The following is a 13,284-nucleotide window of genomic DNA, read 5'->3' as shown; positions in this document are numbered from 1 at the left end:
AACGGCTTATGCCACAATTAAAGGTATTGAAGTCATGCGTGCACTACGTAAAGGACAAGCTTCATCATTCTATTATGGTCAGCCTCAGGGTGAAGTGTATCTAGTGAATAGAGTTTTCGGTCTCTAAGCACTTTTTAAAGGGAACATCATTGACTCAAATCTCTATTTGCAACAGTGCCATGTGAAAAAGGGTCCGGCTCATAAAGCACCCTTTAAACATAATGTGAACAATGGGCATCCAGATCATAAGACCCCAAATCGACACTAATAGAATAAAAGGCCAATAAGTATAAAAACTTATTGGCCTTTTTTCGGCATCACTCTTATTTCAAGTAAGAATTTTGGCTATATTTCTTCTCAATTTAATATAATTGTGTTTATACGAAGCCTGGGCTGTAGATCCAGGCTTTTTTGACTTCGCATAAGAGCTTTTACGTTAAATAATCTCCAAACTAATAACAGCATTGTTACAATCTTTAGATAAGAGATATGAGGGTAAATAATTGAGATACAGATGGATAATCGGAAAAGTAGTCGGTTAATGATATGAGTGAATATGTATACATATTAAGTAATCCATCAATGCCTAACCTTATAAAAGTTGGTAAAACTACTAAACATCCCTCGAAGCGAATGTCTGAACTACATTCGACAGGTGTCCCTACTCCATTTGAATTAGAGTTCAGTGTAATGGTAGACAATTGCGGGTTTAGTGAGTTAGCAGCACATAGAGCTTTAGCAAATTATCGAGTTACGGGTAATCGTGAGTTTTTTAGAATTTCAGTGAAAAAAGCTATTGAGCTAATTTTACCAGTAATTGGTCATTACAAGATTCATGATGTGAAACAAAGTCATGGTATAGAGCAAATTTGTCAGGAATTAGCTCGTAGAGAAAATGAAAGGAGGAAAGTTGAGCTAGCTCAACAGATAGCTCGGCAGAGAGAAGATGATAGGCGAGAGGCAGAACGTTTGGCGAGACGTAAGCCAATAGAAGAAAAAATTTTCTCCTATGAACAAAAACTAAAGCAATTGGGACCACGACCAATTAAAAAGGAACTCTCTGGTTTTGAAAATTTCTTATTCCTTTGTTTCTTTCCACTACCATTTGGTTGGTTAGTCTGGTTAGGTGCCTTAAGTCTTTTTACGGGAGAAAGTCTAGTTTTCGGTTGGTTCTCTGTAGGAGCCCTTATCGGTGGATTTTTTGTATATCAGAAAGATAAAGAAATCGATGAGGCTTTTAATAAAGTAAATAAGCCTTTTAAAGAAATCGATGAAAATTTAAATGAATTACGCAAACAGTTAGAAAAAATTTATTAAATTAAAATTAGTGCTTTAAACGACATTGGTTGTCGTTTAAAGGATTAATTATATTGCTAACAGATTGGCAAAAATTTAAGGTTGTAGTTACTGAAATATAAAAAAAAGCACATCGGATATATCTTATTTGGAGAGAACTATGACCCTAGATGAATTTCGAAATTCCTTAAGTGAGAGAGATCTGAAAGGGATCGACTCAGAATTTACGTATTCAACTAGAAAGTTGGTTACTTTATTCAATGCTGATGGTGCTCATTTAAATAGATGGTGGGTACTTACACCAGTAGAATGGTCTTGTCCTTGTTGTAGACGTTCAAAGTCTCAGATCGTACGTTTAAATAAAAATAACTACTTAACATGCCAGCTTCATGAACATCATGATCATATGGAAGAAGTGGTAAGAACATTATTTGAAAAGTATTCCACATCAAAAAAGCAACAAGTTGCTGATGAGCTTTCTGAAAGATTTGCCATCAAATCAGCATTTTCTTTATCAGCATACGATAAGACTATTGTTTGCTTTGACTGCAACAAAGCTGATGCAGATGCAAAAAAAATAGTTAAAGCACATAAGTTTTTCTCGTTCTCTCCTAAAGAAATATCAGAATTTGTTATAGCCTCTCCAAATAAAGAGCATCAAATTAATGAGGAAGTTGCAAAAAAAGTATGGGAACGAGTACAGCCTATATTTCATATACGTATGGAAATGGCTGAAAAATTTGCCATGATTGCAGCAGAGAAGAATGATTGGTATCAACCATCAGAGGAAACATCCAGACAGATAGAAAGACGTTCTAAACGGTTGTTTGAACATAATAATTTGTTGGAAATTGATAAGTACGAACCTGAAAAGATACTTTACAACACTGAACATTTTAAAGGTCCAAATAATTCTTGGAGATTGAAAGGTAATCCACTTATAACCAAAAGACCTTCTAAAGAGGAGTTATCTTACCTCATATCTACTAAAGGAAAATATTGGGAACGTTATGATGATAATTGGAAATGCCCAGGCTGTTTTAGGCAGAAATATGAATGTGTAAGACCTTCAAATAAAAATAAATGGGTTCTGGAAATAAAGTCTGCACCACTATTTTTTGATGAGATATTCGATATAAATGGTCAAGCTGATCCAATGTGTATTGATTGTATGAATACGGCAATAGAGCTAGGTCGGGAAGTAATTAAACAAACAGGAGAATGTTTTGATTTCCCTAGTTCTGCTGTTACTTTAGAGGAATTAAGACAAGTTGTAATACCTAGACCTCATTCTAAACATTTATTTAAAAATCAGATCATTGATCAAATTATTCCTAGTATGGTAAGCAGATTTAAGGAATTTTTAGAGCAAGATGGTAATCCTCCCATAAATTGTATTAGTTCAGACTTGATCGTACATTCTTCTTGAAAAAGAGAAAGTTACCCGTTTTGATAAAGGTGTCGAAATCTCAATCAAACAAAGGTAACTTTCTTATGTTGCATACTAACAATCAAATCATCAAACACAAAGTAGGCTTACTCAATTTAGCCGAAGAACTTCAAAATGTGTCCAGAGCATGCAAAGTGATGGGTGTCTCCAGAGATACTTTCTATCGCTATCAGGAGTTAGTGCAGTCTGGTGACATTGATGCACTGATCAATACGTCCCGTCGAGTACCAAATCTAAAAAACCGTGTAGATGATGCTACAGAGCAGGCGGTTATTGATTTCGCAATTCAGTATCCAGCTTATGGTCAGCATCGTACCAGTAATGAATTACGCAAGAAGGGTGTATTTGTTTCAGGGAGTGGTGTTCGCTCTATCTGGCTCCGCCATGATTTGGAGAATTTTAAGAAGCGTTTAAAAGCACTCGAAGCTAAAGTGGCACAGGATGGTATCGAACTCAATGATCATCAGATTGCTGCACTTGAGCGTAAACATGAAGATGATGTGGCATGTGGTGAAATCGAAACAGCTCATCCAGGCTATTTAGGTGCGCAAGATACCTTTTATGTCGGGAATCTCAAGGGTGTGGGACGGATCTACCAGCAAACATTTATCGATACTTATAGCAAGGTCGTTCATTGCAAGCTCTATACAACCAAAACACCAATTACAGCGGCTGATTTGCTCAATGATCGTGTATTGCCTTTCTATCAATCCCAGGATTTACCAATGCTTCGCATTCTTACAGACAGAGGAACCGAGTATTGCGGCAAAGTGGAACAACATGACTATGAGTTGTATCTAGCCCTCAATGATATTGATCACACGAAGACAAAAGCAGCTTCACCACAAACGAATGGGATCTGTGAACGCTTCCATAAAACAATACTGCAGGAGTTTTATCAAATTACCTTTAGGAAAAAGCTTTATAGCTCGTTGGAAGAATTACAAGTTGATCTAGACGATTGGCTGAAATTCTATAATACTGAACGGACTCATCAAGGAAAAATGTGCTGTGGTCGTACACCATTTGAAACTTTACTTGATGGAAAACGAATTTGGGCTGAGAAGAATTTAGCTCAAATTTAACCTGACAGGCACAATAAAAAAATGGGTAACTGTCAGATCAGGTTTGAGCTAGTACACATAAATAACCGAAGTTAAAATTAGAGGTTAAGCAGCCATTAGAGGTGGCCTTCCTTTGTTTGCTTGGTGTGGTCTTTCATGGTTGTAATGCCACAGCCAGTTTGTTGCATAATCTTGTACTTCATCCAAAGTATCAAATAAATGTTTGCTCAGCCAACTATAACGTATGGTCCGATTATAGCGTTCAATATACGCATTCTGCTGTGGTTTACCTGGTTGAATATATTCAATACGAATACCTTGTTCAGTTGCCCAGCGTACAAATTCGTGACTGATAAACTCCGGGCCATTGTCACACCGAATAACTAACGGTTTTTCTCGCCATTCCAATAACTGATTCAATGTGCGAACAACCCTGATTGTGGGTAATGAGAATCCTACTTCAATAGCCAAACCTTCTCGACGATAATCATCAATTACATTCAATAGCCGGCACTTACGACCATCAGAAAGCTGGTCATGCATAAAATCCAGTGACCAGACCTGATTTGCTCGGATCGGCTCTTTCAGTGGTTCTGGTGCATGCCGTTTTAGTCTTCTTCTCGGTTTAATGCGCAGATTCAGTGCTAACTCACAGTAAATGCGATAAACACGCTTATGATTCCAAACATGGTTTTCAACATGACGTAGATAAGAGAAACACAGACCAAAGCCCCAATCTGTATTTTCTTCAGTGAGCTCAATGAGCTGTTCTGCAATTAATGCATTGTCATCGTTTAACTTGGACTGATAACGGTAGCAGGTTTCACTGATACTAAATGCTCTGCAAGCCAAACGAATGCTAATGGCATAGTGGGCAACTGCCTGTTGTGCCATCTTACGTCGGCAAGATGGCCTCACCACTTTTTTGCCATCGCTTCCTGAATGATCTCTGCCTTTAAGCGTTCCTCAGCATACATCTTTTTAAGTCTGGTATTTTCTGCTTCCAGTTCTTTGAGTCTTGCCATTAATGATGTATCCATACCGCCATATTTGGCACGCTATTTATAGAAGGTCGCATTACTCATACCGTGTTCACGACAAAGGGCAGCTACAGGTGTGCCAGACTCCGCCTGTTTCAAAATGGACATGATCTGACTGTCAGTAAATTTAGATGTTTTCATGCAGAATCTCCTGCCTATACTTTAAGAGAAAATTCTACTTTTAGGTCCTATTATTTTTAGGGGGGATTACCAGGTCATTTTATATCTTTGTAAGATATAAGTCCTTCGGACTCTATTATTTGTGTTATCTCAAAATACGGGAGGAACTGAACCAATTACTTAATTATCTTTTAAATGACTGGTGTTGATAAAATGATTTATGAAAGAAGTTTATTGTTTTCATCTAAAAATAAATTTTAAAAAATAGACTTAATATTACAATAAATATTATAGTTTATAAAAATGGCTGTTTGGTGAAGAGTATCCACGCTTTTATTCTAAATTCTTTTCGTTATAGATTATTAATTTTATTTGCAGGGCTGTCTTTCCTTCTCTTGTTATGTAGCACTTTCTTTATTGAAAAAATAGCCTCTGATCAAATGAGTAAAGAGCGTGGCTTAAACTTATTGATAACAGCCAAAAGCATTAGTAATAGATTAGCCAACTCGCTTACCGAGCGTGAGCGTGAAATTATTTTATTGAGTCAGTCACCATTTATTGCTGAAAGTGATTTCAACAACCCTCGTATTCAACAACAATTAGATCAAGTACAAGAATCTTATAAATATTATGCATGGTTAGGTATTGCTAATCCTACAGGTAAAGTTGTTGTTGCTGCTGATGACTTACTCAAAGGAGTGAATGTTAAAGATCGCGCTTGGTTTAAAGCAGGACTAGTTCATCCATACTTAGGTGATGTGCATGAAGCTGTGTTATTGGCAAAAAAAGTAAAAGCCTTAAATCCTAATGAACCTTTACGCTTTATTGATTTTGCTGCACCAATTTACGATCCTAAAACACAGCGTATTAAAGGTGTATTAGCAGCTCACGCTGATTGGAGTTGGGCAAGCCATGTTTTAGAAACATCATTAACTGAAAATGCTGAAAAACGTGATGTTCAAGTATTTATTACGAATAAAAATGGTGAAATTTTATATCCATATCGTAGTATTGGGATAGTGCATCCACCGAAATATAATGCACAACAAACATCTTATTTTTTAGATGATTGGGGTACAGATCAAAACTATTTTACTGTGAATTTCCCAGTGGTTTCAGCGACTACGACTGATATGGGTTGGCATGTGGTAATTCGACAACCAGTAAGTGTGGCATTATCTGAAGTACATGCTTTACAACGGCAGATATTATTTTTAGGTGGCTTATTTACATTACTTGTATTGTATGTGGCATACCGTATTGCAGGGCGTTTTAGCACACCAATTGAATCTTTAGCTCATAGTGCTCGTTCAGTAGAAAAAGGGGATGAAAATATCCATTTTTATTCTAAGACTAATATTTGGGAAATTAAAACCTTATCGCAATCATTACAAGCCATGACGGACACATTGTTGGCTCAAAAAAATGAATTAAAAACTGCAAATGAAAACTTAGAAGCTAAAGTAGAACAACGTACAAAAGAACTCTCCAATGCTAATATTGAATTAGAAAAATTGGCACGCCATGATGCATTGACCAATTTATATAATCGGCGTGCTTTTAATGAACATTTAGACAATGTCTTTCAACAATTTAAACGTGACATATACTGTTCTTATCATATATTTATGCTGGATATTGATTATTTTAAAAAAGTAAATGATCGTTATGGGCATGATGTTGGTGATTTTGTATTGCAGAGTGTGGCTAAAATTTTAACTACTTCGGTACGAAAGACTGATTTTGTTGCACGTTTAGGCGGTGAAGAATTTGTCATAATATTACCTAAAACTGAGCCAATCCTAGTGAAAAAAATTGCTGAAAAAATTCGCAACACTATTGAAGCTACACAAATATTAGAGCAGCAAGGCATTACTATTAGTATCGGTATAAGCAAAGTAGATGAACATGACACCTCTATGCATGAGGTTATAATTCGTGCAGATAAAGGATTATATGTAGCTAAAGAACAAGGACGTAATCAAGTGGTTATAGGTTATTGAAATAACATAGATTTTTGAACACTTCCAAAATGGGATTGGAAGAAGGAATTTATTACAATTTAGTTGGTGAATAACAAGAAAATCCTAGATCAAATATAGGATTTTCTATTTAAAAAATATATAAAAATCAGTAGTATGATTTTATTTTAAGCTGCATTTCGTATAAGGTGTATTATATTAGTTTTAGGAAAATTAAATTATATTTCAACGAACCAAAATTTTACTTTTAACCTAGAGGTGAGTCAGAAAAATAAATGTATATTCCAAATGATTTCCAAGAAGTACGCACAGAAGAGATAACAAACCTTATCAAAAATTATCCTTTAGCTTGCATAGTTGCTAATACTAAAGATGGGCTTATTGCAACACATGTACCGTTAATCATGAAAAGCGATAATACTTTAATTGGTCATATTGCAATGAATAATGATATGAGAACGCTTGTTTCTGATGATCAAGAAGTTCTATGTATCTTTAAGGGTGATGATGCCTATATTTCAGCAAATTATTACCCAAGTAAATTTGAAGACCACAAAAAAGTACCTACTTGGAACTATCAGGTTGTTCATATATATGGAAATATTACTTATTTTACAGATAATAAAAGTAAATTATCTGCTGTCGGCATGCTAACAAAGATAAGTGAAAAAAAAGCTAATGGTGATTCAGGATGGAAACTATCTGATGCTCCAAAAGAGTATTTGATGGCTCAATTAGAAGACCTAATTGTTTTTGAAATAATTATTTCTAGAATTCAAGCTCAATCAAAGCTAAGTCAAAATAGGGAACAAAAAGATTTTGATTCTGTAGTTAAGACGTTACAAGCCAAAGGTAAAAAAGATATTGCTGAAAGTATGTTGAGACTTGAAAGAAGTTAAGTGATATCTACTTTATTTAACATAATGGTCGTTATACGTAGCGAGGACGGTGGGGCCTCGCTTTTTTGACTTCGTATAAGAAATTTTATGTTAAATAAATGGTCTTTTAATAATAGCCTTAATTTAATATTTTTATGATGTAGTTAACGCTAGTATAGGATGTGTGGTTCTTGAATTTCCTTAGAAAATTTAAATTGAAAGACAATGGAGTTGATGTATGAGTCAAGACCCTAAAAAGTGTCCTGTCACTCACCTGACTACTGAAGCTGGTGCGCCTGTAGTTGATAATCAGAACAGTATGACGGCAGGTGCACGTGGACCTTTACTTGCCCAAGATTTATGGCTGAATGAGAAACTGGCCAACTTTGTTCGTGAAGTGATTCCAGAGCGTCGTATGCACGCCAAGGGTTCAGGGGCTTTCGGTATATTTACCGTAACCAATGACATCACCCAATACACCCGCGCTAAAATTTTCTCGGAAGTCGGCAAGAAAACTGAAATGTTTGCCCGTTTTTCAACGGTGGCCGGTGAACGTGGTGCTGCTGATGCAGAGCGTGATATTCGTGGTTTTGCGCTTAAATTTTATACTGAAGAAGGCAACTGGGATTTAGTCGGAAATAACACCCCAGTGTTTTTCTTGCGCGATGCTCGCAAGTTTCCTGATTTAAACAAAGCAGTTAAACGCGACCCGAAAACTAATAAACGCAGTGCCACTAATAACTGGGATTTCTGGACGCTATTGCCTGAAGCTCTGCACCAAGTCACGATTGTGATGTCGGATCGTGGTATCCCTGATGGCTACCGCCATATGCATGGTTTTGGCAGTCATACCTTTAGTTTTATCAATGCCAACAATGAACGCTTCTGGGTAAAATTCCATATGCGTACTCAGCAAGGGATCAAGAACTTGACCGATGCTGAAGCAGCCAACCTTATTGCTCAAGACCGTGAAAGCAGCCAGACTGACCTGTTTGATGCCATCGAACGTGGCGACTTTCCGAAATGGAAAATGCATGTTCAAATCATGCCGGAACTGGAAGCTGAAACCGTTCCTTATCACCCGTTTGACCTGACCAAAGTCTGGCCAAAAGGCGATTACCCATTGATTGAAGTCGGTGAATTCGAGCTGAATCGAAATCCGGAAAACTACTTCCAAGATGTAGAGCAGGCTGCCTTTGCACCAAATAACTTAGTACCGGGTATCAGCTATTCACCAGACCGTATGCTCCAGGCACGTTTATTTAACTATGCGGATGCCGCGCGTTACCGTGTTGGCGTGAATCACTCACAAATTCCGGTCAATGCGGCACGTTGTCCTGTAAATTCTAACCGTCGTGATGGTCAAGGCCGTATGGACGGAAACTATGGTTCGCTTCCACATTATGAACCGAACAGTTTCAATCAGTGGCAAGAACAGCCTCAGTTTAAAGAACCTGCATTAAAAATTACTGGTAATGCCGATTTTTGGGATTACCGTGAAGATGATAATGACTACTTCACTCAGCCACGTGCTCTGTTTAATCTAATGAACGATCAACAGAAACAGGCATTGTTTAACAACACGGCTGCAGCAATGGGCGATGCACTTGATTTCATCAAGTATCGTCATATTCGCAACTGTTATGCTTGTGATCCACTCTACGGACAAGGTGTTGCTAAAGCTTTGAACATGACTATAGCTGATGCTCAAGCTGCACGTGAAATAGATCCTGCCAAAGGTCTGCCAAGCTTTCTTTAATTTAAGCACTTAATAAAAAAGCCCGACATTTGTCGGGCTTTTTCGTATTTGATGCGTTAGGTATAACTCCTGTCGTACCTACATTCTCCGCTGCTGTCTTTTCTTATTCTTATCTGGAGCATCCTGCTCTCTATGTACCGATAATAGGAAATCGATGAGGAATGGCATATACGAAATCAAAAATGGGAGCCTTTGATCTGACCCCCGAAAGTTGGACGGTTTGATTGAGTAGCTTTTAAGGACTGAGTTCTACATCAATACGGAGCTTCCCTCCCATTGCTTCAACATACTTTTTTATGGTCGAAATCTTAAGATCATTACCACGATTTTCTATTGCTGAAAGAGATGGCTGTTTTATTCCTAAAGTTTCAGCTTAGATAGAGTCTTAGATTTTTATTTATTGAAAAGTATTGCAATAGTTTAGAGTTAGGTGTTTCCTCATCATTAATAAATTTAAAAATCCTTGAGAGTTTTTTTGAATAAATTTTTGAGTGGTTTTTAATCTCATTGCTTAACTAAAAAGATTAATTGTTTTGGTACTGTATTTACAGTGTAAAAAATAATTCTACCTTACAGAGCTAATATGCTGAAAAAAAACAATTCTATTTTTATCCTTCTTGTCCTCACCGCAGTGATCATGAATATTTGCATGATCAGCTTATTGGCTTATACCTTGCACATTTCACGTGAGCACAAAGAAGCTGAAGTTCGGACTAGTGTAGAAAATTTAACCTTGCTGCTTGAAAAAAGTGTTAGTAGCAGCTCAAAAGAAATCGATTTGTCTTTGCATACGCTACAAACCTATGTAGAAAAAGAATTACGTGAGGAAAAACAAATAAATGATAAAAAACTTAATATTTTAATTCAAAAACAAAAAGATTGGATCAGTTTTGTTACAAGAATTCACATCACTGATGTGAACGGTCAAGTTAAATTTGGCAGTAGTGATATTGGTCATGAGACTTCTAATTATGCGAATTATAATTTTTTTAAAGATGCCCAACAGCAAAATAATGATCGGCTGTTTGTCACCAGACTGATCAGGGATCCAAATGGTCAAGGCTGGATTCATTTATTGGCACGACGTTACAATCAGCCTGATGGAACTTTTGCTGGGGTCATTACTGCTGCTTTGCCTGCCAGCTACTTTAATACTCTCATTAAGGGACTGGATGTAGGTCCCAAAGGGGTGGTACTGGTGCAAGACTTAGATATGCGAGTTATCGCACGTAATCCCATGCTCAAAACACTAAATGGCCAAGTAGGTTTTGTTGGTGGCCCACCGGAACTGTCTCAGCTGGTTCACTCCGGTACCCAGTCTGGTACCATCTATACCCGACGAACAACAGATAAAGTCCCGCGTATTGGTAACTTTCGAAGGATAAGCGGTGTGCCAGTTTTTGTCGCTGTTGCCTTAGGCGAAGAAGATTATCTGGCCCAATGGTATGATGACATTATCCAAGCTATTTTACTGGTGTTACTCTTCCTTGCAGTTACCACTATTGCTACCTGGTTACTTTGGCGTCAAATTCAGGCTAACATGTTGGCCAATCGTCGTAGTTGGATGCTGTTACGTAACGCAAAAGACGGTATCCATGTCTTAGATATACAAGGTAGGCTTCTTGAAGGCAGTGATTCCTTTTTTCGTATGATCGGAAGCCTACCGCAACAAGCCCTCGGTCAAACACCACACTACTGGGATGACGGTTATAATAAAGCAGAAATTCAAGATCTGATTAAAAGCGGTATTCGCAGCCCTGAAGGCATTCGCTTTGAAACTTTTTATCACAATGCACAAGATGAACGTTATCCAGTAGAAGTCACTGCAATACTGATACACATTGATGATGAAGAAGTGTTTTTCTGCTCGTCACGTGATATTACCGAACCTAAGAAGGCAGAAGAAAACCAGCGGATCGCCGCGATTGCATTTGATTCTCAGGTCGGGATGATGATTACAGACCCTCATCTAGTTATTTTGCGTACTAATCGTGCTTTGACAGAAATTACTGGTTATAGCCAGCAAGAGTTGATCGGTCATACGCCTAAAATCTTTCAATCAGGCAGGCATGACAAAAACTTCTATGCCACCATGTGGGACCATATTCGCACCACAGGGTCTTGGCAGGGTGAAATCTGGAATAAGCGCAAAAATGGTGAACTGTATCCCCAGCACATTTTGGTCGCCGCTGTACGTGATGAGAAGGGCCAAACGACGCATTATGTGTCTTCGGTTAGCGATATTTCCGCATATAAAGCTTCAGAAGAAAAAGTACGCTTGCTAGCATCTTATGATGCGCTAACTAAGCTACCAAATCGTAGCCTATTTTTGGAACGTCTTGAACAGAGCATGCAAGAAGCAGCAAATAAAAAACGGCTGGGCGTACTTCTGTGCATTGATCTGGATAATTTTAAAGCTTTAAACGATACAGAAGGTCATGAAACTGGGGACCGCTTATTACAGCAAGTCGCAACTCGCCTGTTGGAGTGTGTAGGAGCCAATCATATGGTTGCTCGGCTCAGTAGTGATGAGTTTTTTGTACTGCTCGATCAGCTGAGTGCTTCTGAGACGGATACCATACAACAAGCAGAAACGACAGCAAAACATATTTTGCACACACTCGCTCAACCCTATTTTTTTGAAGACTCAGAATATCGTAGTTCTGCCAGTATCGGGATCAGCCTGTTTGGGCTACAAGCACATGAAAATGTCCAAGATCCAATTAAACGTGCAGATATGGCCATGGAGGAAGCAAAAAACTATGGCAGAAATACTTATCGCTTCTTTGATCCACTGATTCAATCTCAGGTTCGGGAACGTGTTGAGATTGATGCAGGATTACGTCAAGCCCTAGAAAAAAATCAGCTAGTTTTATATTACCAGCCACAAGTCAATCGTGCACAACAGATGACTGGTGTAGAGGCCTTGTTACGTTGGCAGCATCCAGTCAAAGGAATGATTTCACCTGCCCGTTTTATCCCAGTCGCGGAAGACAATGGCTTTATTATTCCACTGGGGCAGTGGGTACTCGAAAGTGCCTGTCTGCAATTGAATGAATGGGCCAAGCACCCGCAAACAGCCCATCTCAGCATGGCCGTGAATGTCAGTGCTAGCCAATTTGCTCGTGATGAATATGTCCAGGATGTGCTAGAAATTCTGGAACGCACACAGGCTCCGGCACACTTACTAAAACTGGAACTAACCGAAAGTGCATTAGTCATCCGAGTAGAAGATATTATTGAAAAAATGACGATTCTTAAACGTTATGGGGTGACCTTCTCTCTCGATGATTTTGGTACAGGTTATTCCTCTCTGACTTATCTACAACGAATTCCAATTGATCAATTAAAAATCGATCAAAGTTTTGTTCGTGATATTGTGGTCAGCGTCAATGATGCGGAGATTGCCAAAATGATTATTGTCTTGGCGAAAACTTTGGGAGTTTCTGTGCTGGCTGAAGGTGTAGAAACCGAAGCTCAACGTGACATATTAGAAAAACAGGGGTGTTATCACTACCAAGGCTATTTTTTTGGTAAACCAATGCCAATTGATGAACTCGAGCAGTATTTATTGCTTCAGAAAACTCTGCATTGAATAGGCTTATTTTAATCCTTAATTAACCCGAATCGCGGATAAGAAATTGACTTGAAAAATAAGAGGACTAGAGCCATCAGTTGAGTTACCACACCAAACC

7 protein-coding genes and 3 pseudogenes are annotated in these 13,284 nt (G+C 38.0%); 8 read left to right on the top strand and 2 right to left on the bottom strand.

What is annotated here, in order from left to right:
* The 4 genes and pseudogenes from ACP69Y_RS16305 to ACP69Y_RS16290 all read left to right on the top strand — a co-directional run.
* Positions 1 to 127, top strand: a pseudogene (locus ACP69Y_RS16305) (IS6 family transposase); the annotation flags it as partial.
* A gap of 419 nt (positions 128 to 546) precedes the next feature.
* A complete protein-coding gene (locus ACP69Y_RS16300) occupies positions 547 to 1,317 on the top strand; it encodes a GIY-YIG nuclease family protein (RefSeq protein WP_425919487.1) in 771 nt (256 codons plus the stop codon).
* A gap of 139 nt (positions 1,318 to 1,456) precedes the next feature.
* Positions 1,457 to 2,725 (top strand): hypothetical protein, encoded by a 1,269-nt coding sequence (locus tag ACP69Y_RS16295; protein ID WP_425919486.1) that lies wholly within the window; start codon positions 1,457 to 1,459, stop codon positions 2,723 to 2,725.
* Between the two features lie 65 nt (positions 2,726 to 2,790).
* On the top strand, positions 2,791 to 3,831 hold the full coding sequence (locus ACP69Y_RS16290) for an IS481 family transposase (RefSeq protein ID WP_425919485.1): 1,041 nt from the start codon (positions 2,791 to 2,793) through the stop codon (positions 3,829 to 3,831).
* 84 nt (positions 3,832 to 3,915) lie between these two features.
* On the opposite strand, the pseudogene ACP69Y_RS16285 reads toward ACP69Y_RS16290, so the two are convergent.
* Positions 3,916 to 4,991, bottom strand: a pseudogene (locus ACP69Y_RS16285) (IS3 family transposase).
* Positions 4,992 to 5,284: 293 nt separating this feature from the next.
* On the opposite strand from ACP69Y_RS16285, the gene ACP69Y_RS16280 reads away from it, so the two are divergent.
* The 3 genes from ACP69Y_RS16280 to ACP69Y_RS16270 all read left to right on the top strand — a co-directional run bounded on the left by ACP69Y_RS16280 (position 5,285) and on the right by ACP69Y_RS16270 (position 9,589).
* Entirely contained in the window at positions 5,285 to 6,973 is a 1,689-nt protein-coding gene (locus ACP69Y_RS16280) for a diguanylate cyclase (RefSeq protein ID WP_425919484.1), read from the top strand.
* A gap of 254 nt (positions 6,974 to 7,227) precedes the next feature.
* Positions 7,228 to 7,851: an FMN-binding negative transcriptional regulator gene (locus ACP69Y_RS16275; protein ID WP_425919483.1), complete on the top strand. Its 624-nt coding sequence runs from the start codon at positions 7,228 to 7,230 to the stop codon at positions 7,849 to 7,851.
* A 217-nt stretch (positions 7,852 to 8,068) separates the two neighbouring features.
* On the top strand, positions 8,069 to 9,589 hold the full coding sequence (locus ACP69Y_RS16270) for a catalase (protein WP_425919482.1): 1,521 nt from the start codon (positions 8,069 to 8,071) through the stop codon (positions 9,587 to 9,589).
* Between the two features lie 235 nt (positions 9,590 to 9,824).
* On the opposite strand, the pseudogene ACP69Y_RS16265 reads toward ACP69Y_RS16270, so the two are convergent.
* Positions 9,825 to 9,962 (bottom strand): annotated as a pseudogene (locus tag ACP69Y_RS16265) (helix-turn-helix domain-containing protein); the annotation flags it as partial.
* Between the two features lie 210 nt (positions 9,963 to 10,172).
* On the opposite strand from ACP69Y_RS16265, the gene ACP69Y_RS16260 reads away from it, so the two are divergent.
* A complete protein-coding gene (locus ACP69Y_RS16260) occupies positions 10,173 to 13,184 on the top strand; it encodes a bifunctional diguanylate cyclase/phosphodiesterase (RefSeq protein ID WP_425919480.1) in 3,012 nt (1,003 codons plus the stop codon).
* Positions 13,185 to 13,284: the final 100 nt, after the last annotated feature.

Origin of the sequence: Acinetobacter sp. TSRC1-2 (assembly GCF_049895885.1) — a bacterium.
In the GTDB taxonomy this organism is placed as follows: Bacteria; Pseudomonadota; Gammaproteobacteria; order Pseudomonadales; family Moraxellaceae; genus Acinetobacter.
This window is presented reverse-complemented; position numbering and strand designations above follow the sequence as displayed.